General features: G+C 35.8%; 23 protein-coding genes and 1 pseudogene. 3 read left to right on the forward strand and 21 right to left on the reverse strand.

What is annotated here, in order from left to right:
• From CD152_RS08035 to CD152_RS08055, 5 genes and pseudogenes are all read right to left on the reverse strand, one after another.
• A pseudogene (locus tag CD152_RS08035) lies at positions 1–621 on the reverse strand (D-alanyl-lipoteichoic acid biosynthesis protein DltB); the annotation flags it as partial.
• On the reverse strand, positions 621–2,027 hold the full coding sequence (gene dltA / locus CD152_RS08040; RefSeq protein ID WP_101040629.1) for a D-alanine--poly(phosphoribitol) ligase subunit DltA: 1,407 nt from the start codon (positions 2,025–2,027) through the stop codon (positions 621–623). The pseudogene CD152_RS08035 and the gene dltA, both read right to left, overlap by 1 nt.
• Before the next feature lie 16 nt (positions 2,028–2,043).
• Complete coding sequence (gene dltX / locus CD152_RS08045; protein WP_083754255.1) at positions 2,044–2,175, reverse strand: teichoic acid D-Ala incorporation-associated protein DltX; 132 nt, start codon at positions 2,173–2,175, stop codon at positions 2,044–2,046.
• Between the two features lie 216 nt (positions 2,176–2,391).
• Positions 2,392–3,177: a TIGR01457 family HAD-type hydrolase gene (locus tag CD152_RS08050; RefSeq protein ID WP_086038357.1), complete on the reverse strand. Its 786-nt coding sequence runs from the start codon at positions 3,175–3,177 to the stop codon at positions 2,392–2,394.
• A complete protein-coding gene (locus CD152_RS08055) occupies positions 3,164–3,601 on the reverse strand; it encodes a DUF86 domain-containing protein (RefSeq protein WP_086038356.1) in 438 nt (145 codons plus the stop codon). Before CD152_RS08055 ends, CD152_RS08050 begins: the two co-directional genes overlap by 14 nt.
• An 83-nt stretch (positions 3,602–3,684) precedes the next feature.
• Here CD152_RS08055 and CD152_RS08060 point away from each other — a divergent pair, with 83 nt between their 5' ends.
• The gene (locus CD152_RS08060) at positions 3,685–3,948 is read left to right on the forward strand and encodes a DUF3055 domain-containing protein (protein WP_103214615.1); all 264 of its coding nucleotides are present in this window, start codon (positions 3,685–3,687) and stop codon (positions 3,946–3,948) included.
• Between the two features lie 39 nt (positions 3,949–3,987).
• On the opposite strand, the gene CD152_RS08065 is transcribed toward CD152_RS08060, so the two are convergent.
• From CD152_RS08065 to CD152_RS08095, 7 genes are all read right to left on the reverse strand, one after another.
• On the reverse strand, positions 3,988–5,079 hold the full coding sequence (locus CD152_RS08065; RefSeq protein WP_101031022.1) for a serine hydrolase domain-containing protein: 1,092 nt from the start codon (positions 5,077–5,079) through the stop codon (positions 3,988–3,990).
• A 61-nt stretch (positions 5,080–5,140) separates the two neighbouring features.
• On the reverse strand, positions 5,141–6,103 hold the full coding sequence (locus CD152_RS08070) for a serine hydrolase domain-containing protein (protein WP_101040631.1): 963 nt from the start codon (positions 6,101–6,103) through the stop codon (positions 5,141–5,143).
• A 60-nt stretch (positions 6,104–6,163) separates the two neighbouring features.
• The gene (locus CD152_RS12250) at positions 6,164–6,640 is read right to left on the reverse strand and encodes a YutD family protein (RefSeq protein ID WP_101140988.1); all 477 of its coding nucleotides are present in this window, start codon (positions 6,638–6,640) and stop codon (positions 6,164–6,166) included.
• Positions 6,641–6,650: 10 nt separating this feature from the next.
• Positions 6,651–7,565: a lipoyl synthase gene (gene lipA / locus CD152_RS08080; RefSeq protein ID WP_012656461.1), complete on the reverse strand. Its 915-nt coding sequence runs from the start codon at positions 7,563–7,565 to the stop codon at positions 6,651–6,653.
• Positions 7,566–7,651: 86 nt separating this feature from the next.
• Positions 7,652–8,968 (reverse strand): bifunctional metallophosphatase/5'-nucleotidase, encoded by a 1,317-nt coding sequence (locus CD152_RS08085; protein ID WP_086038353.1) that lies wholly within the window; start codon positions 8,966–8,968, stop codon positions 7,652–7,654.
• A 15-nt stretch (positions 8,969–8,983) separates the two neighbouring features.
• A complete protein-coding gene (locus CD152_RS08090) occupies positions 8,984–9,820 on the reverse strand; it encodes a sulfite exporter TauE/SafE family protein (protein ID WP_232237493.1) in 837 nt (278 codons plus the stop codon).
• Positions 9,821–9,828: 8 nt separating this feature from the next.
• On the reverse strand, positions 9,829–10,677 hold the full coding sequence (locus tag CD152_RS08095) for a DUF72 domain-containing protein (RefSeq protein ID WP_103214644.1): 849 nt from the start codon (positions 10,675–10,677) through the stop codon (positions 9,829–9,831).
• A gap of 72 nt (positions 10,678–10,749) precedes the next feature.
• Between CD152_RS08095 and CD152_RS08100 the strand changes: the two genes are divergently transcribed.
• The gene (locus tag CD152_RS08100) at positions 10,750–11,466 is read left to right on the forward strand and encodes an ABC transporter ATP-binding protein (RefSeq protein WP_101140986.1); all 717 of its coding nucleotides are present in this window, start codon (positions 10,750–10,752) and stop codon (positions 11,464–11,466) included.
• Positions 11,463–12,224 (forward strand): ABC transporter permease, encoded by a 762-nt coding sequence (locus tag CD152_RS08105; RefSeq protein WP_101140987.1) that lies wholly within the window; start codon positions 11,463–11,465, stop codon positions 12,222–12,224. Before CD152_RS08100 ends, CD152_RS08105 begins: the two co-directional genes overlap by 4 nt.
• 54 nt (positions 12,225–12,278) lie before the next feature.
• On the opposite strand, the gene CD152_RS08110 is transcribed toward CD152_RS08105, so the two are convergent.
• From CD152_RS08110 to CD152_RS08150, 9 genes are all read right to left on the reverse strand, one after another.
• Positions 12,279–13,205, reverse strand: a complete 927-nt coding sequence (locus tag CD152_RS08110) for a magnesium transporter CorA family protein (protein WP_101140330.1) — start codon at positions 13,203–13,205, stop codon at positions 12,279–12,281.
• 460 nt (positions 13,206–13,665) lie between these two features.
• Positions 13,666–14,571: an N-acetylmuramoyl-L-alanine amidase gene (locus tag CD152_RS08115; RefSeq protein ID WP_103214616.1), complete on the reverse strand. Its 906-nt coding sequence runs from the start codon at positions 14,569–14,571 to the stop codon at positions 13,666–13,668.
• A 2-nt stretch (positions 14,572–14,573) separates the two neighbouring features.
• Positions 14,574–14,840, reverse strand: coding sequence for a phage holin (locus CD152_RS08120; protein WP_101041669.1), 267 nt, complete (start codon positions 14,838–14,840; stop codon positions 14,574–14,576).
• A gap of 44 nt (positions 14,841–14,884) precedes the next feature.
• The gene (locus CD152_RS08125) at positions 14,885–15,205 is read right to left on the reverse strand and encodes a DUF7365 family protein (protein WP_101037454.1); all 321 of its coding nucleotides are present in this window, start codon (positions 15,203–15,205) and stop codon (positions 14,885–14,887) included.
• Positions 15,206–15,235: 30 nt separating this feature from the next.
• The gene (locus tag CD152_RS08130; protein ID WP_101144038.1) at positions 15,236–15,523 is read right to left on the reverse strand and encodes a hypothetical protein; all 288 of its coding nucleotides are present in this window, start codon (positions 15,521–15,523) and stop codon (positions 15,236–15,238) included.
• A 45-nt stretch (positions 15,524–15,568) separates the two neighbouring features.
• On the reverse strand, positions 15,569–17,848 hold the full coding sequence (locus CD152_RS08135; RefSeq protein WP_103214617.1) for a phage tail protein: 2,280 nt from the start codon (positions 17,846–17,848) through the stop codon (positions 15,569–15,571).
• 29 nt (positions 17,849–17,877) lie between these two features.
• A complete protein-coding gene (locus CD152_RS08140) occupies positions 17,878–19,599 on the reverse strand; it encodes a phosphodiester glycosidase family protein (RefSeq protein WP_103214618.1) in 1,722 nt (573 codons plus the stop codon).
• A gap of 13 nt (positions 19,600–19,612) precedes the next feature.
• Entirely contained in the window at positions 19,613–20,524 is a 912-nt protein-coding gene (locus CD152_RS08145) for a phage tail family protein (RefSeq protein ID WP_101033504.1), read from the reverse strand.
• Between the two features lie 12 nt (positions 20,525–20,536).
• Positions 20,537–23,212, reverse strand: a complete 2,676-nt coding sequence (locus CD152_RS08150; RefSeq protein WP_103214619.1) for a phage tail protein — start codon at positions 23,210–23,212, stop codon at positions 20,537–20,539.
• Between the last annotated feature and the right edge of the window lie 6 nt (positions 23,213–23,218).

Here is a 23,218-nt window from a genome sequence, read left to right on the forward strand (position 1 = left end):
AATATAATGAATTGCTTTTTGTAAAAGATCAGAATATCTTTCCTGAGTCAGCTCTTTCGCAATATCTTTATTAAATCGTTTATAACGGTCAATAGGACCAGAAGAAATCGTCGGAAAAAAGGTTAAGAACTTCAGTACTTCAAATAGGTTAAGTGTTTTGATGCGCTTATCTCTTATTTCCATGATTATTTGAATACATTTAAACATGATATAAGATATTCCTAAGAACCCAATCAATGATTTGATAGAAAATTCACCTAGATGACCTGTAAAACCAAACAATGAACTTTGAATTACTTTTACAGCTGCCAGCGGGGCGATAGAAAGCACTAAAAATATAATGAACAATGATAAGGTATTTTTGCGCTTTACTAATTTCAAATAACTACTGATTATAATAAGTTGATAGATGATATATATAATAAAGCTGATCATCTCAAACGACAGTATCGATATACCAAAAAGGTTCTTGTTAGGATCTTTAAATATTAAAACCAGCATGATAACTGTAACAAACCAATTATAATAATGATTCCTTCTTCCACAGAAACCGAGTACTATGACAGGAATCAATAGTGCTAATGCTATAAAGAAAAACTGAAAATCTCCATAAGGTATCATTATCGTTCACCCAATAGTGCTTTACGATCTACTTTCCCATTTGCAGTCATAGGAATTTGATCAATCACATTAAACTTTCTTGGAATCATATACTCAGGTAGTTCATTCTTTAGTTTTTCTCTAACAAGAGCTTCTTGAAAATTAATTTCAACAATATGTGCAATTAAGTATTGTACTTTGCCTTGTTTCTCAACAGGTGTGACAATACATGCCTTAATCCCTTCCTGCTCAGCAATCACATGTTCTATCTCTTCAAGCTCCATACGATAACCATTCAGTTTAATCTGAAAGTCAATACGCCCATCAATAAACAATAGTTCTTCTTCAAGTCTAGCTTTATCTCCCGTACGGTAACTACGTTCTTTATCTTGATAGAATTGCGCTGCAGTCTTATCCGGTGCATTGACATAACCTGTACTTACTGCATTACCATGAATGTGCAGCTCATCATCGTTAATAGATAATGTAACACCTGGTCGCGCATACCCGACTGGTAAAGGGTTATATTTGCGCAGTACTTCTTCAGTTATTTCTAATCCTGTCACTGCAACAGTTGCTTCAGTAGGACCGTAAGTATTATAAATATGACTATCGTTAAACTTAGACTTTAAGCTTTCAGCTGTCTTATGCTTTAGTGCCTCACCACAGAAGTAGAAATACTTTAAATTACTATGATGCACTGCGTCAAATTCCGGTAGCATTAAACACATTTCCATGAATGAAGGCGTAGATACCCATGCCGATATCGGATACTGTTTTAAAGTTTCATAAATATCGATCGGTTTTTTGATCATATCTTTGTCAATCATCACTAATGTACTTCCCGTCGCTAATGATGGATATACAGCCATTACCGAAAGATCAAAAGATAAAGGCGCTTGATTTAACCAGTAATTTTCTTCTTGTAACTCATATAAAGATGTCATCCACTCTGTAAATTCATTTAACGATTCACTTAGTATCGTTACCCCTTTTGGCATCCCTGTTGATCCACTTGTGAATATTGTATAGGCTACATCATCCGCTTGAAGACCTGGTAAATTATAAGGTTCTTCTTTAACGTCACTGGGGGTTATCGTTTGTATGGATGTTGCTAATACTTCTGTCGCAAAGATAAATTCCGGCTGAATTGTGTCGATTATTTTATCTATACGTTCCCTTGGTATCGACACATCTATCGGTACATAACCAATTCCAGCCTTAAGTGATGCGAGCATACCTACTAGCATCCATTTTGACATATGTCCGTATACGATAAGTGGCTTTTTCGAATTTAATAACTTCTGTCCGAGATTATCACTTAATAAATCAAGTGCACGATACGTCATCGTTTCCTCTCTATGAATAAAAGCAATTTTTTCTGGCTGCTGATTTACAACTTGTTCAAACCTTTTTAAAAAATCCATTTTTCCACCTCTTACTTTAAAATTCATTGTATATAAAGTTATTCTCAACGCTTCCACCAGCGTATATCCAGAACAACATGAACAGTATTGAAATATAAAGTAAAGTTAGAAGTACTAATCTAGTATTCTCGTTTATTGTACCTTTCATGGCTTCACCTCTTTATTCTCACCCAATTATATTACAACTATATTTCAAACATTAAAATTATATTAATAATTTATTTATAATAACTGATATTACTATTTTTTTACTTTAAAATCAATAAATTTCCTGTTCATAATTTGGACACAAAAAAATACTATGATTTCTCATAGTATTTTTTATGCTGCTGCTTTCAATTTTTTGATGATCGACTCACGCATATTATTCACCATTTTCGTATATGCGAATAACATCTAATAAGTTTTTAACACTATGCGTCGGCGGAACTTGCTCTGCCATCACCTGTTCATAAGTACTGACCCCTGTTTGAACATGTAATGTATCTATCCCTGCATTGATACCGCTCATAATATCTGTCATATACAAATCACCGATCATTATAAGTTCTTCTTTCGGTAATTGCATCATATCAACTGCTTTATTCATAATCGTTTCCATTGGTTTACCGATAAACTTAGGTGCTATACCCGTTGATACAGAGACCACACTCGTCAAAGCTCCATTCCCAGGTAAAAATCCACGTTCTGTCGGAATAGACGTATCTGGATTTGTCGAAATAAATCGAGCCCCATTACGCACAGCAAGACATGCTTTAGATAATTTTTCATAGTTGATGTCTACATCTAGTCCAATAACGACATAATCCACATGAATATCATCAGTTATAACAAGCTGTTCATCTTGTAAGGCTTGTCTGATTCCAGTACCACCAATGACATAGACACTTGCACCTGGATGTTCTTCTGCGATATAACTTGCTGTTGCCATTGCACTTGTGACAACATTATCAGCCGTTGCAATAAATCCCATATTCGTTAATTTCTCAGCAACTTCATCTGGACGTTTCGATGCGTTATTTGTAACAAAGAGGTAGGGCAAATTATTATTCGACAAATATTCGATAAATTCCTTTGCACCTTCTATCACGCGTGTGCCAGCGTACATCGTTCCATCTAAATCTAACAGATAACCTTTATACTTCTTCAACTTTTCCACCCTTTCCAAATGCTGATACTGGTCCTAATTCATTTTCAATAAATGCATCCACATTTGCTTTAAACTGTTTATAGCTTGCGATATTCTCCATAAATACTCGCTTTACTTCATTGTGATCAATATTAATATAATCACGTACAAACCATTGTCTTAAATACAATGTATTGCGCATCATCTGCGCATCTTGTACAGGAATTACTTGTTCCATCTCAAGAATATCCAGTACATCTTTATAACTTCCTGGATCTCGCATAATAAATCCATCGATAATCATGTTTCCTACATCTACAACACTCTCAATCAACATATGCGCAATACGCTCGAGTGCATATCCTTCACTCTCTTCCAATACTTGTGATAATTGATTGATATACGCTAACTTGAACGTGAGTTCTTCCCTATCTACGAAATACATACCATCGCCTCCACTTCTCAGTTTATCAAATTTTGTATTCAGCTGCACTTCAATGTATACTATTATTAAATGAGGTGAAGAAAATGATAGATATGTTCTTATATGATGATGAAGAACAAGCCAAAGTAAGATTTGTCAGCTTTGTTGGCGATAGCCGTCATGATTTGACTTTAATTCAAACTGACCGACATTATGGTAAGACCATTGTATTAAATACACAGTCAAATAAATTCGGTATTATTGGTCGAGATGACCTGAATGAACCTGGCTATATTGAACACGCACTCGGTGTCAATGAAAGTGATGCAGAAGAAATAAAGAGCTTTTTATATGAGGTCATTCTATAAAAAGCGATAATGATTATTATAATAATCATTATCGCTTTTTTATTTTAGTAGACTATAAATCTGTTGTGCCAATTTCTCATTATTAGGAATTTCATTTTGTATTAGTTTGTTAGTAGCAACGACGACGACCTTGTTATGATTAAACAGGCTAACAAAATCTATCCCAAAGAAGTATCCACGCGAACGATAATATTCTTTTTTTAAGGACATGCCATATCTATATTTAGAATGTATATTAAAAATCATGGGCTTCGATATTGAATCTAATTGTGACTTACTTAACACTCTATATTGCATCACATCATTCAATAAAATTCCCATATCTTTCGGAGACATATAAATATTCCCTGCACCATAAAATTTATCCAAGCCCGTTGGCTCTATCGCTTTCCAATTATGATTCGCATACTTTAATCCTTTAACAAAATAAGGGCTTAATTTTTCGTCATCAAAAAAACTTGATTCTTTTAAATGATATTTCTTAAATATACGCTGTTCAACATTTTGCTGATAAGATTTTCCTGTGACATTTTCTATCACCTTTGCAAGTAAAATATAATTTGCATCATTATATAAATATGATCCATGAGGAACTTGGCCAAGACCTGTCGCATTTATATTATCAACTGATGCATCTAATCCATGATAATCTCCATGAAATGCATACTTCACTAACCCCGAGCGATGTAATATTAAATCTTTTATTTTAATATTTGGATATTTAAAATTTGGAATGTATTGTTTAACAGGTACATCAACATTAATTCTCCTATCATCAACGAGTTGCTTTGTAATAATCCCAGTTATTAATTTTTGACAAGAACCAATTAGATACATACTATTCTCATCAAATTTTTTAGTCTGATCAGCATCTTTAAATCCATAAGACTGATCTAATAATGTATCATTATTGTAAGCAACAAATACACTTCCATTAAAATGATTTTTCTTTATCAATTGATCTACCTGTATCTTTAATGCTTCATTCTGACTCGTTTTAGATACGTTTGTCTGAACACCTGTATTTTGTTTACCATTTACTTCGTACGCTTCATTATTTTTACCTGTTAATTCATAAATTAATGCTCCCCATAATCCAATGGTTAGCAACAAAACGATTAGTTTTCTCATAAATACCTCTTTGACAATTCGATATATAGAATTTATAACGTTTATTTATAAATGTCAATTATTAGCAATATTTATTTGAATTGAGTATATTTAACAATATTTTTTCTGCTTGATATAGTTTACTCTCCCTATTGGATGCCACACAGATAAATGAAGTTCCATTAAAATAAACTACAACATCGTGCGCATATAAAGAGCCTCTTAATCTTAAATAATTATCTCTTAAAGAAATACCACTTCTGTATTTTTGATTATTATAGCGATCAGGTGCTAGTATGAACTCTGTTTTTGATTTATTGAAGATAAGATGATTAGCGAATAGATGACTAAGTATATCAATATCCTTCAGTGACATATACATATTTCCTGCTCCATAGTACTTATCAAGATCATTATGCCAATCTTCAATAAGTACACTACCAAATTGATGAAGGCCCGTCGTTGCATCGTTAACTTCATCATAAAAGCAACTATGTGCAAGCTGATATTTGTCGATAATTCTGTCGTAAACTACCGCTCTATACGTCTGGTTTTCGACAATCTCGATTAGTTTCGCGAGTAGTATATAGTTTGCATCGTTATAATCAAATTTATGAAATGGTAGTTTAGCACCAGATGCTCGGATCATATCTACGGATTGATCAAGTCCATAAAAATTGTGATGTACCTTATACGGACTAAGTCCACTAATATGAAGCAGTAAATCTTCAATCGTAATGAAATCAGGTAAACCGTTAATATATTTAACAATCTTATCCATTCTACTGATTTTACCTTCATCTATCAGTTGTTCAATGATAATACCCGTAATAAATTTTTGTATAGATGCTGTTAAAAATTGTGTATCGTATGTTATCGGATCCTGATTTAAGTTTTTATATCCATAGCTTTGATGAAAGATACCCTGCCCTTCATGACTTATTCGAATTTGTCCATTAAAGTTTATATCATCTAAATATTTATCTATTGCAGTGTAAGATATATTACGGTTACGATTAAATAAAAATTCAAAGGCTATTTTCATTATGCTCTCCTAAAAAAACCGAAAAGCATATGCTTTTCGGTCTAGTATAATAAATTCAAATTATCTTTGGAAATATTTGAAGGTCTTATCTTTATTCTTAGTTGGTTCTTCTTGCTCATTCTGCTGTTGTTTGTCTTGTTTATCAACTTGTGTCAGCTTCTCTAGTTGAACAGGCGCCTCTGACTCCGCACGCTTTGTGCTGTCTTGTTGTAATGTATTCGCTGCAATCACAACCTCAGCACCGAAATGCTTTACAACTTCTTGCTCATTCAGTCTTCTCAGAACAAAATATGCACATCCAAAGTTGCAGTACTCCAGTAAATAATCCTGGATTGTAGAGAACCTTTTATTAACTTCCGAGCCCTTTTTATTATCTTCGAAGAAACCACGTAATCTGAGCTGTTCGAATCCTATATCGCCAACAATATAAGGATAGCGATCTAATATTTCTGAATATCGATGGTCAAACATTTCCTGATTGAATGCTTCTCGATAATTCTCAATGACTTCAAAATAATGTTGTCCAGTCTGTATGATCATAGCGCACCTACTTACTAGAAAGCTCTCCTAAACGATGTTTTTCTTTCGCGGCTTCATTTACTTGTTCATCTGCATGATATGAACTTCGCACCATAGGTCCTGCCTGACAATGTTTGAATCCTTTTTCCATCGCTACTTTACGTAACTTACCGAATTCAAGTGGTGTATAATATTTTTGGACTTTAAGGTGTTTACGACTTGGTTGAAGATACTGACCGATTGTCATAATATCTACATCATTCGCACGCAAATCATCCATCACTTCGTAGATTTCTTCTGTTGTTTCTCCAAGTCCAACCATTAAACTTGATTTCGTCGGGATATCTGGATATAGTTCTTTAGAACGTCGTAATACTTCAAGTGAACGATCATATGTGGCACGTGCACGAACTCTTGGCGTAAGGCGTCTTACCGTTTCAATATTATGGTTTAAGATATCTGGTTTTGCTGCCATCAACGTTTCCCAGTTCTCAATACTGCCTCCCATATCAGACGGTAATACTTCAATTGTTGTATATGGATTGACTTCACGTACTTTACGAATTGTTTCCGCATAAACATGTGCACCGCCATCTTTTAGGTCATCACGAGCAACTGCTGTGATAACGACGTGCTTTAGATTCATTAGACGAACAGATTCTGCAACACGCTCTGGTTCGTTTAAGTCAAGTTCATTCGGTAACCCTGTCTTAACTGCACAAAAACGACAAGCACGTGTACAGATTGCACCTAATATCATAATTGTCGCAGTCTTTCTTTCACCCCAGCATTCATGGATATTCGGACACTTCGCTTCTTCACATACTGTATTTAAATTGTGCTCGCGCATCATCTTTTTTAGACCAGTGTAACTTTTATTAGTATTTAGTTTTATCTTTAGCCATTCGGGTTTTCTTAGTATTTCTTCATTTTTTGTAGCCAAACTAATCCCTCCAAAATTCTGATGATTTCATTATAACATATATGTAAGACGCCATTATTGTCAAATCTATAAACTCAGCACGTGTATTATAAATTTTTTACTGCTGTTTCCATAATATCTCGTAAAAATTCTGGCATATAGTAACGCTTTTCATTTTGTGTAAACTGTGGAAAGAACCTTCCGAAAGTATACATATCAAGTGTCGCTAAATAATATTTCTTATGGTTATCTATTTCCTCTGTACCAATGAAATAGCGTTGCTGTGATTGTATATAACCAATATTCTTCCATACATACATTCCAAAGATATCCCCTCTGAATCCAAAACCTTTGATAATCTCATCACGGTAATCATGCAGCATACTCATATTGATAATTTCTTTTAGTTCACGTCCTGAAAGCGTAATCTTAACTGGGTTAATCGGGTGTGGCAGCATCGTATGTAAATCGAAATATGAAAAGTCTCTACCTTCAAATCCTTTTACAATAAGACCAGAATTGATCAGAGCACAGTCCCCCCCTGTAAAATCCATTAAAGCCTGTGCCAGCAGATCAGTTGTATAGGATGCACTATAAAGGCGTCTCGGCAAATTCAGCTGCTTGCTTGAAACTTTTTGGCTGAGCAGCGCTGCACCTACTTCAAAGAAGTCTTCTCCTGTTGACCTAAGGTCGTTCGTATCAATCAACTTTGCGCTTTTACGGATAAGCTTTCGTTCTTCAAATGTTAAGGTGATTTCTCCGATATACTCACCATATCTACCAGCAGCACCAATAAGTACATCATTTACAACTTCTCCTTGCTGGAAGAAATGATGTGTATGTGCACCTAATATAATATCGATTTGCGGACATGCTTCAGCAAGCTGTCGATCAAAGAACTTTCCAAGATGGCTCAGAATAATCACGACATCCACATGTTCGTGAATGCGATGTACTTCACGGATAATGGCAGACATCGGATCCGTAACATCCCACCCCAGCGCTTTATAAAAAGGTGTAAATTCAGCTGTAGCACCGATGATACCATAGGTGATGCCTTGTCTTTCCATAATAACCGATGTGCGAATGTTTTCCGGAAGATTGCCTTGTTCATCAAATAGATTACAGCATGTAATTTCGAACTCCGCATCTTGATAAAGTTGATTGAATGCATCATGATCGAGCGTAATCCCTTCATTATTTCCAATCGTCACTACATCTACTTGTGCATCATTCAGTAATTCTATATTCGCCTGTCCTAATGTTGCCTCAGTCAGCGGATGACTTCTATCCACATGATCTCCTAGGTCGAAATAAATCATATCTGCGTGTTCTTGTCGCCTATCATTAATATAACGACTAATCTTATGATAGTTGGATAAATAGCTATGTATATCGTTCGTATGAAATAATTTCACTTCCATGTCGCTTCACCCCTCTTAGCTCATCGTACTCTTTATTATTAAATATATTCCTAAAAGCATCAAGATTACTCTGAGCATCATAACGACCGTTGAGGATTTCATCGTTTTATTGATACGTACACCGATACGTGCACCGACATAGCTGGCAGCAATCAAGATGAATGCATAGGACCATATTATATTATCTTGAGCGATATGACTCACTGCACCTGTAATACTAGATACAAATATCATAATCATACTCGTGCCCACTGCAATGTGAGGTGGAAACCTAAAGATAATAATCATTAAAGGGGTCATCAGAGCGCCCCCGCCAATGCCAAATAATCCTGTCAAACAGCCTACAAAGAATGTCGCAATCACAGCTGGAATAGGTGCAATGCTATAATAATATGTCACACCTTCCTTGTCTGTAAATGTCTTCTCATGTGCTTTATTCTGAAAAAGTTTTATCGGCTTAATCTTATCACGGACTAAAAGGACGATACTCATAATAATGAGGAATATCCCGAAGTACAGATTAAAGCTGTGTAATGTTAAATACTTACTTAGATGCGCACCGATCAATGCACCAGGAATGATGCCAATCATAAAGATGACTGCATTCTTCAGATCTGCCTGTTTATTCTTCATATAACCAATGGCTGCGGTCAGTCCAGTAGAAATTAGAATCACTGTAGAAGTCCCAATCGCCTTTTGTGGTGTAATACCGTCAATAATCGCTACATCCATACCAAGATATATCAGTGTAGGAACAATAATTATACCGCCACCTATTCCAACGACAGCGCCGATAATACTTGATAAAAAACCGAGAATAATTAATATAATAATCGCTTGAATTGTCATCATGTCACTTCCTAAAATAATTTCAGCTGTTTATGATTCAGCCCTGTATATTCAATATCTAGTAACTCACATATTCGCTTAGCATTTTTAGCTGCATGACCCCCGGAATTATTGTTGAATAGACAGTAGACGTCTTTTGCTTTATGATCTAATATCTTTAACGATTGTGCCATGTGCTTGAGCTCCGTCTCATTATAATCATATAAATATCTGACATCTCGCCATTCATCATCTGTTAAGTCCTTCTTTGTCCATCCAGCAATATTTCTCCCGTGAAGTCGCATCAATGCTGTATTTGAAGTAACTCTATTGACGAAGGGAATAGATCCGTGGCCTGCCTGAGGTTCATCACATACAGAATGAATCAGCTCATGTTCATAAAGAAACTGTAGCGTATGTTCTTTCATATCATCTGTAAACCAGCTATCATTTCTAAACTCGATACAGAGTGGAAATGGTTTAAGGTGTTGTTTTAAATAGATGATATAGTTAATATTAATAGTAGAACATTCATACCAAGGTGGAAACTGAATTAATATACAACCTAGCTTTCCCGCTTCAAAGAGGGGCTGAACCATCTGTTTGTACTTGTTGATCAGTTCTTCTTTATTGGCAGCAAACTTACTCATATCATTATGTCCTGTTAAAGCCTGATGAATCTTCACGATAAACTTAAAGTTCTCAGGCGTCTCACTGATCCACTTGCGAATATTTCGTTCTGGTTGCAGTGAATAGTACGTCGCATCTAATTCAACGATGGGAAAATGTGCAGCATAGTTAAAAAGTTTCTCTGATTTATTTGTTAAATCTTCATATAATAAATCGTGGTCGCCCCATCCTGTTAATCCAATATATATCATATCATCACCCATTTACAATTTTATCATAAAGTAAGGTAAACGATGTGAAAACTGAACTAAGAAGGAGCACTTATGACGGATATAAAATTAGAACATATCAATTTCTCTGTTGATAATAAACAAATCTTAAAGGACATTACGACAACCTTTCATTCTGGTAAGATCACAGCACTTATCGGTCCTTCTGGCGCCGGTAAAACGACGTTGCTGAAACTAATCAATGGCCTAAGGAGTCCAGATTCCGGTAATATCTATATCGGTGAAAAAGAGATTCAGTCATTCGATCTTATCAAGCTGAAGCAGCAGATTGGAATGGCACTTCAAAGCGCACCGATGATTCAAGGGACGGTATATGACAACCTTAATCTGCCACGCTCTCTTTGGGGAGATACTCTTGATAAACAGAAAGCGATGGAACTGTTAGATCAGGTAAATCTGGAGACGATAGCGCTAACGACCGATGTTAAATCCTTATCTGGCGGACAAAGGCAACGTCTATCGATTGCCAGAACGCTTGTTAATCAACCGGAAGTTTTATTGCTGGATGAAATTACGTCTAGTCTGGATCCAAGAAGCGTCAAGGAAGTAGAAGCCCTCATACGCAAAATCTGTGATCAGTTCGGTGTGACTATTATCTGGATTACACATGATGTAGAACAGGCAAAACGCATCACAGATGATTACTGCATGTTAAAGGATGGACAATTTGTCGTATCAGGACATTCCTCAGAACTAGGAACGACAGAACATCCTGTACTAAAAGCATTCTTAAAAGGAGAAATCGAATGACACTTTTTCAAATTTCACTCGCATTTATATTTGTAATTATACCGTTAGTGATGAGCGTTGTGCTCAAGCTTGGTCTTGAGAAAGATGTTATCATTGCTGCAGTACGAAGTACAATCCAGCTGATGATCGTAGGATATATATTGACCTTTGTCTTTGACGGTAATCACCCTATCTATATGTTTTTAATGATCTTACTTATGATTGTAGCAGCAACTCAGAACATTATTAAAAAAGGACAAGGAATCAAAGGAATCACCTGGAAGATCGTTCTTACGCTTATCGTTGTGGAAGTATTGACAATCGGTATTCTGACGGGATTTCGTATTATTCCATTTGAACCAAGATATGTTATACCGATCAGCGGGATGATGATTGGTAATGCGATGGTGCTTTCACTTTTGTTCTTGAATCGTTTCTTGAGTGAATTGGACCAGAATGACGAACAGATTGAATTAATCCTGTCACTTGGGGGTACTCCGAAACAAGCAATTCACAGAGTATTGATGACAAGCATTAAAAATTCAATGATACCAACAATCGAAAGTACAAAGACCATGGGCCTTGTACAGTTACCAGGGATGATGAGCGGTCAGATTATCGGTGGTGCCGATCCTCTAGTTGCAGCACAGCTACAGCTTTTAATAATCTTCCTGTTAATGACTGCAGCAACATTATCAAGTGTCCTTGTCGGATTCTTAAGCTATCCAACCTTATTTAATGACCGTGAGCAATACATAGGCAAATATTCAAAATCATAATCTATATCGCTTATGCAGAATTTATAAAAGGTCGAGACTCTATGTCTCGACCTTTTATTTGAACATTTTTCTTTTATAGAGTGTGATAAACGTTACAAACATTAACATTAATGCCACACCAACTGTTCCGTACCATGTTAGTTTCGGTAAATCAACGTTCATACCAAAGAAACTGAACACCAATGTCGGAAGCGTTAAAAATACTGTAAACAGTGTTAATATACGCATAATATTATTCATTTCATTTGCAATTAATGATGAATAAGAGCCGGTAATACTTTCTAGGATGCGTGTGTAAAGTTCCGTCGTATTCAAGGCCTGCGTATTTTCAATCATTAAATCTTCCAGCAATTCTTTATCTTCTTCGTAAAGTTTAAGTGAACGTGATCTGAATATTTTTTTTATTGTATCACCATTTGCAGTGAGTGATGTTAAGAAATAGACTAAACTCTTCTCAATCTCCATCAATTCATACAGCTGCTTATTCGTTAAGGAGTGTCTTAAATTTGCTTCAATCTTAATACGCTCACGATTTATCTTCTTTAATGTGTTGTTGTATTTCGTTGCAACTGTAAGCATCACTTCCAGCAGGAATCGAGATTTCATTCGAAGATCAAAGGTCAGATTCACAATCTTATTGAATAGATCGTTTTCTCTTGAACAAATCGTTATAATATAACCTTTGCTTAATATGATACCGATAGGCACTGTGATATACGATTCTGTCTGCCTTATATTCTTATCCAGCACCGGAAAATCCGTTGTCACTAATGTACTATTAGAATCTTCGTCATATTCAATACGTGCACCTTCCTCTGGATCTAGTGGATCCTCAAGAAATTCGATTGGAAAATCAAATGCTTCTGCAACTTCTTCCATTTCTTCACGGGAAGGCATGACAAGGTTAACCCAGTTATTCGTCTGATACTTCTCTGCTTTAATAATCGTGCCTTCTTCTGAATTAATATATGTAGTAATCATTTGCCCACCTCCGTGATATCAACATTAAAATCTTATAATAACTTCCATGTAAAATCTATAGGTAATTAGAAAAAATAAAAAGATTGGGTTACCCCCAATCTTTTTATTTGTGAATATTATCCAATCGAGCCTTCCATTTCGATTAATTTATAGTATTTCATATTTTTATAATATTGTAAACATTGTAAAACCAATGTTTCTTATCTGTCTGAATTTATATTTTTTCTGTTTACTACATTTATTGGTATCAAAAATGGTATCAACGGTATCAGAAGGTAATCGTATATTCATTATAACAGAAGAAAATCATATTAAAAGTATCCTATCATTTTAGATAAGGTACTTTCCGGCTATTTAACCGAATTTTAAAATATTCGGGTATATGACCGAAAAAAAAGCCCTGCACTCGTAATAGAATGCAGGGCTTAATTTAAAAAACACCACTTTTTTTAATTTAAGGTTATTTAATTGTGTGCTTGTGTACCCAACCATTATTGCTAGGTGAGTATGTTCTGCACCAAATATTACCCTCTGCATCTTGAATCTCTTCAAATACATAGACAGTCTCGCCTTTTTTAAGCGTTCCAATTTCTTTGTTGAATGTGTAGTTACTGAAATCACTACCTGCACGCTGTCTTAGCGATGCAGTATATTGAATCGTTCCTTTATAATGTGGTTTCTTTGACCATGCTTTGATACGTTTAGAACCTTTTGATGCAGGTTTTTTAACAGGTGGTGATTGTTTCACTACTTTTGTAGGTGCAGGTGCAACTTTCTTAACAGGTGCATCGCCTTTCATATATTTAACAACCAAGTTATCGATAACGCTCATGTTACGTCTAGCATATCCACATGCAGCAAGTAGATTACCTGGGTCTTGTTTGTCGGCCTGAATATCTTGATGCCCTGGCATATTCGTGTGTGGATTAATATCCCACGAATTACATAACGCAGCCATAATTCGACAAGCATTATCTAAAGATTTAAGAGATTTATTTCTATCACTGTAGTATGATGCTTCAACACCAAACGCTACATCGTTTGCATCTGCACCATACCAAGCGTTATCTGTTGGTGTATTGTAAATCACATGCCATGCTTTTTCAGTTACAGGAATACAGATAATACATTCAGTATCATCCACAAAGATATGTGCTGATGCAACACTATCCCATGGTTGCATATAAGTATTCTTATAGTAGTTCACGTTCTGTTGTGCTGTTGTGTTAGGGTTTCCTGTGTCGTGGAATACTGCGAATTTAGGATTACCACTGTTCAATCTTTGTCCTGTTCTTCTTGTCCCTATTGGTAAAAAATCTGTGTATACAGGTACACCATTCCAAGTACCGATTTTATTTTTAGCCATAATTATTTTCCCTCCATATTTTCGTTGTTTTTTTCTATATCTAATACTTTTTTAAATTTCTGTGCTTGTTGCGCATTGCGAGTAATATTGTTATTTCTCCAATAACTCCAGGCAATAGATCCAATTAAAAATAAGTCACTTAATGTTTGGTAGATAAATGTTTCATCACTTTTAATTAATGGCTTTCCATAGTGCGCTAGAGCTGAATTGATTAATGCGATTAATAGCACGACTAAACGTGTCAAAGCTAACTGTAATTCTTTATTCATATATAAATTCCTCCATATAAAAAGAACACCTCAACGAGATGTTCTTAGTTTTCTAATTTCTTTTCGATTTTTTCTAAAGTCTTTGAAATGTGTTTGTTTTCAGTCGTTAACGTATGCAACAACTTTAAATCTTCTCCGATTTTTTTAATATCTTCTGATATTTCAGCTTTATAAGAAATGAACTCTGTTTTTAATTCTGTAATATCTTCTTTATTACTTTTCACTTCTGCTTCAATCAATACCATTCGACCTTCATGTTTCTGTTTATCACTACTCGTCTTTTGATATACGCCTAATACTGTTAAAGCTAAAGGTATAACTACAGTAATAAACCATAACATTAAATCTCCCTGATCTAATTGCATTTTTCACTCTCCCTTATTTCATTTACAGTATTACAACGTTTCTTCTGTCGTTTCCTCTACCACTTGACCATCTTCTGTGTACTTTGTACGTGTAATATCCTGTTTCACATAGAATGTCTTAGTTCCATTATCGAAGATACCTGCTAACATATTTTGCATCTTACAGAACTGTTTCGCCTGTTCCTCTTCTTTAAACTTAAAAGCAGTGTTTGGTGTAGCGCCTGATACAAATCCATTTGAATAATTGCGTGTTAAACAGCTTTCTGACCCACTTGAATTTCTTTCTACTAAGTAAAACTCTTGAATTTTTTCTGTCATTTTGAATGACCTCCTGTTTTTTATTTATAAAAAAGAAGCTACAGATTATTCTGCAACTTCTTGATTACCGTTTTTAATTTGATCTAATTCTTCTAAAGCATCGTCTAACATTGCCTGAATAACAATTTTCTCACTCATCGCTTTAGCTAATTCTTGTTGATAGAAAAGTAGTTCTTTCTCATGATTATCGTTTAACTCTTTTTTTATAGATTCGTTCTCACTTATCAATTCTTGAACTGCTTTCGTCAAAGTAGACACATATTCATAGATGTTGATACCTTTGTCATCTTTAACATGTTCAGGTGTCTCACGTTCAACGATCAACCCATGATTCAGCGTGTCGTCTCCGTTCTTCAATTTCTCTTTATAATTATATTCATACAACTTCATAGCTTTTACAGTTTCTATACCGTTGATATCCCATTCGCGTATGTTCGTCTTCAACTTTTCAGATGAATTACTTACAACTTCTCCGTATATCTTCCTTGCTTGAAAGTCTGCGAACTTATCTGTAGTGCCTAATTGTGTTACTTTCACTCTTCCGCCAGATGCAGGTCTTAAGTATAAGTGAGTTCCGTTATCCTGAGTATTCACGTCTAAATGGTTCCCGATATATCCTGATGCACGAACAGCCTTATATCCACCATCATTTAAACCATCTGACATGATTCTTAATTCATCTAAATCTATCCCTATATACCCGTTCGATTTCAAAGGAAATTTAAAAGCTAACGCTCGAAGTGGTCTGTATGCGTAACTATCTATTTCTCCGTCTCCAGGGATACCGTATATATTGACCACGCGTCCTTCTGCTCCTGGAGCACATCCTAAATAAACGTTACTTACAGAAGTTCCTAAAGCAGAAGATGTTACGAGTGTATTGTCTGCTCTGAATAAAACCTTTCCTCCATCGTTATATCCGAATACCCCATAAGGTGAGATGGAAACTTTCCTGCCACTACTTACATCAACGAACTCAGCATCTCCACCATTTACATGAAAATAACTCTTTGCTCCCGGACTTGTAATATTAAGTCCGATTAACGATTTACCTACAATACTCTCAGCCACTAACCCCTCAGCAGTAGCGACCATGCGTGGTGTTCTACCTCCATCTGTGGAGATGTACCATCCGGCACTATTTAAACCTACAATATTATTAGGGTTATTCTTATCAATGGCAAATATACCGTTATCTAACACTAATTCCGTACTGACTGACTGTATCTTCTTAATCATCTCTTGTGCCATCACATCAAGTGTTGCGAATGGCAACTTAACGAATCCCTTCATCATATCAGTTACAGTTTTCATTGCTGAACTCATTTTAGAAGCATAACGCTTTCTGATAGACTGACTACCAAAGTCAACATTGCAGTCTTTTAATACATCTTTCTCGTCATAACGTTCTTCTATACCTGTAACACGTATCTCTTGCTTTAGATCAATACGTTCATCAAGTAAGAAAGTTCTGTCTCCAACTGTAGGTATACCATGCGCATATCCCTGCTTACGTAAATCATGTAATGTAGCAGATACTGTGACGTTCAAACTTTCATCCACAGATTCTTTTAATAGCTTATCCATGTACGCAGCATCTTTAATACGTCCATCTATTATAGGTGGAGACATTTCCCTTACTCCTATAATAGAAGCAAGCTTCGAGGTATATGCACGCTTTAAAAGTGATTTATTATAATAATCTTCTTCGCCCTCTTTAAAGTTCCCGAAACCTTTTCTATGCGTATAATACGATGTGGCATCAATCGACTTACTAATGTTCGATGCGTTCAACTTATATTTATATAGAAAGTTCGTGTCGTTCCCTATCATATCTCTTAAATAAACTCTACTACCTACAACTTCAAACTCAACGTTAAATTTATCGATTGCCTTCTTGAATAAATCTAATCGTGATAACCCGTTACCGAAACCATCCCAAGTTGTAGCAGTTCTTTGAGCTTCTAGGATAGGTGTAAACGATGTATTAGCGAATATCAGTTTAAACGCTTCTGAGAATGTGATACTGCCATTTCTACGAGGGTGTATAACCGACGTACTAAATTCATCATAAAAAAGAGGCTTCCCCCTCAACTTTAAGTAGAAGGAGTTGCCTTTTGGGATTTTATCGATATATACGATTTTATAGTCGATGTTCTTATATGTGACCGTCCACATTTCGGATATTGAGTTTAGATTGAGTGCGTTATTCTTCTGCTGATGTACCTCTAACTCAATCGTGTGGTCACCATTCAATTCTTTTTTTATCGTCTTATTCGCAAGTAATGCGTGAGTGTTATTTTTTAAATCTGTGATTATGAGCAATTTGTATCACTTCCTTACTTTCTAAATAATCAAAGAATTGTATAACTAACATGCACTTGCACACCTGATTTGTCATTCGCAGTCGATATGTCATGTGCTAGAGAAACAGAACCACTAGGACTTATAGTTAAAGTGTTGTATTCTTTATTACCACCGGTTACTGGCACTGTAAATACTACCACTTGTTTAGGTCTGTAACCCTCGTCAATGTTAAAAATCGGTTTAGTAAAGTTACCTTCCTTCCCTAAAAAATGTCCTGTGATCGTGACAGTATCCCCAACTTTTATATACTTAACTTTTCTAGAATCTTCGGATTTCCAACCATTCAAAAATCCTGGAGTTTTCCATACAGGATTATTAGGTATCAAACTTACAGTATGAGGTAATCCTTCAACTGAAGCTGTTAGTTTAGACTTAGCTTCTAAATGTAGGTCTTTCTTATGACTACCTACATAATTGTAACCACGTATTGCTCCGATTAGCCTGCTGGAGTCGGTATCAGATTTATTATATAAAGCTTTGCCTTCTAGTATATAAGCATACTCTTCGAAATAACTTTTAGCTTTGAAAGTACTTTCTTTATTGAAAACAGGCATTCTTCTATCAATGTAGTTGTTTTCAATTTTTTTCAATCTCACCGAATTTTCTGCAGTAGTATTCACTTGAGAATCTATTTCTCTACTCGTTTTTTTAGGTACATATAAAAAGTCGTAAACTTTTCTTTCGGTTGTCAAATCGTTATCGATAAGTCCACCAATGAAATTGCCATTATGAATCGCTTGTGCAGAGCCACCACCATCAAGAGAATATGCATCCATCAAGTTTAAGCTTTTAGATATCCTAGTGATATCTTCATAAGTCATCCCTATATTATTAGACTTTCTACCATCAGTAACAATCACGTATAAATCTTTATTAGTATTTGTACCCACTACTACCCTAGGATGAGTTTCAGAGTAAGACCCTACCTTAGCAAAACTCTCTAGAGGTAGTTCCTGACCATTCTTAAGTATAGAAGCAAAGCCTGTAAAGCTATTATATACATTATCCTTCAGCATAGTGTCTGAAGTCGTATCTGATGGATAGTACTTAAACTCCCTATCCTTAGTTATACCTAGTATCTCATACTTTGAGGGAGTATCTTTATAGATTTCTCCGTCTTTTATATGTATTCCATATAATCCACCGCTATTAAAAATACTAGCATTTACTACAAAACTAGATCCAGTTCTTTCGAAAAACTCCCTAGGTGTTTCTCCTTCAATCTTATCTGTAGTACCTTTCTTTATTTCTATCTTTTCTCCGTCCTCATCTTCATAAGGTATAACAGTAACCCAATAATCCGTACTTGAAACTTCGTCTCTATATGATCTTGTGACTATCTCGTTGTAAAAAATATTCTTTTTCACATCATCTAATCCATCGAAATTTAATCGCGATTGTTTAATCCATTTTTCCCCATCGTAAACATATACTGCGTTCTCATCTGTTACTCCTCTGATTTCTTTTAATTCTGCTTCTTTTGGTAAATCATTAAACGTAGCAACTGCTTCTTTTGGTTTGAAATCGTTTTTATCAATCCATCGAGAAATCATCTCTTGGATAGCTTCTGAAGATAATATCTCATCACCTTTTCCGTTTACGAAACCCCACAAGTTCGACATTTCGCCGAATAAATAAGCAAAATTACTATTCACACCATTCACGTTTTCTCTATTTCCTCTGCCTGTATAAATATTTCTTATCACCATTTAATCCCTCTCCTTATTTATAGTAGTATTTAAAATCAAACTCGATACTACTTAATTTGCCACCTGTTATTGAGAAATTGTTCAACCCCGGTGCAATATCTATAAATGTTAAATTCGTATCACGTAGTATGCTGATGTTGTTTAGTTTGATGTTTAGTCCGTCTAATATTAACGTGCCACTCACTGCTTTATTAACTTTAAACGTTTTACCTGTCGTTAAATTCTTGATGCTGAAACCACTCGATGCACTCACACCTTTAACAGTAATTTTCAAGTACATACTTTCAGGCTGTACTGTCACGTTACCTGCGTTGAATACTTTAAATTCATTTGTGGTAAATGTGTACCGAGTGTTATCGAAGTCGATATTATCAGCAGTACCATGTAAATCAGTATTCTCATCATACGCTTGTGCGTTCAGTTGCATTGTTGTGTAGCGTGTCTGTGCATACGGTAAATCTACAGTAGTCAACTCAATAGAAAATTCATTGATATGTTTTTGATCATCAATCGTAATTTCACTCAAACTTTCAACGTAGTACTGTTTGCCATCTACATATTCACTTGATATGAGTGTCATATCTCCTGCCTTACTACCAATCGTTTCATAATGTACTGTATTATAGTTATTTCGCATTTCACGTATATAATACTGTCCGTCAAACAACTCGTTGATACAGTCACGTAGATGTGCTACGTCATGACCGTAATCTGCTTTAGCCTGGACGATTAATGTTATCTTTCTCGTCATGTAGTCGTAGCCATAATTAACTACACCACGTCCCTCTATTTCAGTTCTGTAGGAATTCTTACTAATCCCACCAATAATAAAAGAAAGCACCTCTAAAGAAGTGCCTGTCAATTCATTATCAGATATTTTATATTTCTTTGTACCTTTAATAATTTCTGCATCTATATAATTCATACATTCACTCCTTTAGAACGCTAAACTTTCATCGATTGCATCTTCTGTATTTACGTAACTTCTAATTATCTCTGCATCACCTTCGTTGTGGACAGCTACGTTAACAACTGGTCTTGCTACGTCTACACCACTTGAAATGTCTGCATCGACTGTATTACGTAAATCTTTATTGAGAGAGCCTAAATCCTTATTCATACTTGCGTTGACTGATGCGAAGTCAGGATTGTAAGCATCTATCATTTCTTTTGCCATTTCAGTCACACTAGCGACTGCCATTCGTGCATTATCAGTAATACCGATAGCCATACCTTCACTTGTAAATGCACCGATTTCTCTAAATACTTTAGAAGGCGATGCGATACCGAGTTTTGATTTAGCAGCTTCAATTGCGCCACCAACTGCATCGACTGCTGCCTTAACTAAATCGCCTGCTTTTTCTTTGATACCGTTAATCATACCCATGATTAAATCAGCGCCTGCACTAACCATGTCGCCAACAAAATCACCAACAGCACTTACCATGTCGCCTAATGCACCTGTTAATGAAGATAATGCTTCAGAGCCACCTGATACAATTTCAGATACGAAGTTAGACATAGCATCGATAACGTTAGAAATCGTTTGAGATGCCCAATCTATGATTGCATTCAACATATTACCGAGTGCTTCTACAACTGCATCTTTCGCAGCATTAAACTTCTCACTAATCCATTGATATGCATTTTGAACAAAATCGCTAATGATAGGTAGAATTATGCCAACGACATTAGATATCATTGTCATCATAGAATTCCAAATGTTAGAGAGTGTAGACTTTATGGTTTCCCATGCACCCGACCAATCGCCATTAAGTATTTGCATACCTACTTTAACAATCCCGAGAATTAAATCGACTGCAATTCGTATTACGTTTTTTATCATTTCCCACGCTACTTGTACAATCGGAACAATGATAGCCATAGCAACTTGTATTACAGTAAGAATTGTATTCCAAATACGTGTCGCAGTTTGCATGATTAAATCGTTATTTTCATTCCACCAGGAAACTAAAGTCCCCCATATCTGCATTACGAAAGTAACAACTGCTTGTATAGCCATAGAGATGTACTCTTTAATCTGATTCCATATTTCAGTAACTTTGATGCGGAAATCCTCGTTTGTTTGCCACAGATATACAAACATACCAACCAATACTGCAATAACGCCGATAATTGCCCACACTGGTGCTGAAATCATACCTAATGCACCACTTAACAAACCAAAGCCGATGCGTACAAAATCAAGTACAGGTGCAAGTTGCATGAACATACCTAACAAAGTTAGGCCAATTGCTACAATTTGTCCTATCATAGGGTGTGCTTCAAGCATTTTTGATACCCAATCAGCAAATCCACTCACCATTTCTAACACTGCTTGTCCAAGTGGCGCTACTGCAATACCAAAATTAACAATCGCCATCACGATACTACCGATTAATCCCATGATCGTCGGACCATTTGTCTGCACGTATTCAATAAACTTCTGAAATCCGTCACTTGCAGCTATCGTTGCACTCCATTCGGCAAACTTCGCACTCATAATAACTAACGAATCGAATATTGTTTGTGAATTTGGTGCGAATGCTTTAAACAGGTTGAAGATACCCTCGAAAGTATTACCGAAGATTTCTCCGATTTTAGGGAGATTTTCTTGGACGTAAGCGATAAAATTCTGTATACCTTCGGCAGTACTTACTTTTTGTGACCACTCCTGAAAACTTGTGGCCATATTTTGAAAGCCTTGCGACATAAATTTAAACAAAGGAGCAAACTGTGTGAAAATATTAATAAAGCCATCTCCAAATCGCCCTATGCCATGCAATAAATCATTAAATATTTGTACGCCTACGCCACCCATCATCTCGAAAAATTTCTGTGCAGTTGAGCTCGTTTGTGCCCATTTCAGCATCTCGGATGAAGCGTTCTGCATAGCAGTAACTACACCACTTAAAAATGGCGTAAGCCCTTCTAACGCTACTTTTGCAGTATTCATACCGTTAGCCATTGTGGTAAAGATTCCGTCAGCATTAAGCGTTACTATCTCTTGCCACTTACTCTTTAAACCATCTAAAGTAGATTGATACGCTTGAGTTGCGCTACTTGCCTGTATAAGCCCATCTTCTAACATTTTGATAGCTGTTGATGCCATAAAACCGAAAGCGTAAGCACCTGCTTGTAAGATAGCAAACGCACCGTATAAACCTATAGCACCTCCACCAACAACGGCTAATGCGTTACCCACTGCCATGATTGCAGGTACTAATGCTGCGACAATAGGTATTATTGCAGTGAACGAACTGAGTAGCCCACCTTTGATTACGTTAGCTCCTACAGTACCAAATGAACGTATACTGTTCGCGAGTTCATCCATATCACTTCCGAATTTATCATTAGCACTTTGAATCTGTCGCCATGCTGCCATGAATTTATTTGTTTTCAGTTCAACTTCTTTTTCGATGTCGTCGGCTTCAAACCGTTTCGCTAGTGCTTCAGCTTTTAACAAGTCACGTCTAAAGCTATTGATATTTGCTTCAATGTCTACTACGACATCATCATCTAAACTCTTTGCCATCGCCATTGCCTTCTTGATATCACGTTCAAAGTCGTCAATATCTGCCATGATTTTAGCAACGAATTCGGCCATATCCATACGCTA

The sequence above is a fragment of the Macrococcoides caseolyticum genome (assembly GCF_002902665.1).
In the GTDB taxonomy this organism is placed as follows: Bacteria; Bacillota; Bacilli; order Staphylococcales; family Staphylococcaceae; genus Macrococcoides; species Macrococcoides caseolyticum.

Bases quoted from the DNA above. Each gene is read 5' to 3' on its own strand.
- dltA (WP_101040629.1), bottom strand. From the start codon at position 2,027: ATGGATTTTTTAAAAAGGTTTGAACAAGTTGTAAATCAGCAGCCAGAA.
- dltX (WP_083754255.1), bottom strand. From the start codon at position 2,175: ATGAAAGGTACAATAAACGAGAATACTAGATTAGTACTTCTAACTTTA.
- CD152_RS08055 (WP_086038356.1), bottom strand. From the start codon at position 3,601: ATGTATTTCGTAGATAGGGAAGAACTCACGTTCAAGTTAGCGTATATC.
- CD152_RS08060 (WP_103214615.1), top strand. From the start codon at position 3,685: ATGATAGATATGTTCTTATATGATGATGAAGAACAAGCCAAAGTAAGA.
- CD152_RS08065 (WP_101031022.1), bottom strand. From the start codon at position 5,079: ATGAGAAAACTAATCGTTTTGTTGCTAACCATTGGATTATGGGGAGCA.
- CD152_RS08070 (WP_101040631.1), bottom strand. From the start codon at position 6,103: ATGAAAATAGCCTTTGAATTTTTATTTAATCGTAACCGTAATATATCT.
- CD152_RS08085 (WP_086038353.1), bottom strand. From the start codon at position 8,968: ATGGAAGTGAAATTATTTCATACGAACGATATACATAGCTATTTATCC.
- CD152_RS08090 (WP_232237493.1), bottom strand. From the start codon at position 9,820: ATGATGACAATTCAAGCGATTATTATATTAATTATTCTCGGTTTTTTA.
- CD152_RS08095 (WP_103214644.1), bottom strand. From the start codon at position 10,677: ATGATATATATTGGATTAACAGGATGGGGCGACCACGATTTATTATAT.
- CD152_RS08100 (WP_101140986.1), top strand. From the start codon at position 10,750: ATGACGGATATAAAATTAGAACATATCAATTTCTCTGTTGATAATAAA.
- CD152_RS08105 (WP_101140987.1), top strand. From the start codon at position 11,463: ATGACACTTTTTCAAATTTCACTCGCATTTATATTTGTAATTATACCG.
- CD152_RS08110 (WP_101140330.1), bottom strand. From the start codon at position 13,205: ATGATTACTACATATATTAATTCAGAAGAAGGCACGATTATTAAAGCA.
- CD152_RS08115 (WP_103214616.1), bottom strand. From the start codon at position 14,571: ATGGCTAAAAATAAAATCGGTACTTGGAATGGTGTACCTGTATACACA.
- CD152_RS08120 (WP_101041669.1), bottom strand. From the start codon at position 14,840: ATGAATAAAGAATTACAGTTAGCTTTGACACGTTTAGTCGTGCTATTA.
- CD152_RS08125 (WP_101037454.1), bottom strand. From the start codon at position 15,205: ATGCAATTAGATCAGGGAGATTTAATGTTATGGTTTATTACTGTAGTT.
- CD152_RS08130 (WP_101144038.1), bottom strand. From the start codon at position 15,523: ATGACAGAAAAAATTCAAGAGTTTTACTTAGTAGAAAGAAATTCAAGT.
- CD152_RS08140 (WP_103214618.1), bottom strand. From the start codon at position 19,599: ATGGTGATAAGAAATATTTATACAGGCAGAGGAAATAGAGAAAACGTG.
- CD152_RS08145 (WP_101033504.1), bottom strand. From the start codon at position 20,524: ATGAATTATATAGATGCAGAAATTATTAAAGGTACAAAGAAATATAAA.
- CD152_RS08150 (WP_103214619.1), bottom strand. From the start codon at position 23,212: ATGGATATGGCCGAATTCGTTGCTAAAATCATGGCAGATATTGACGAC.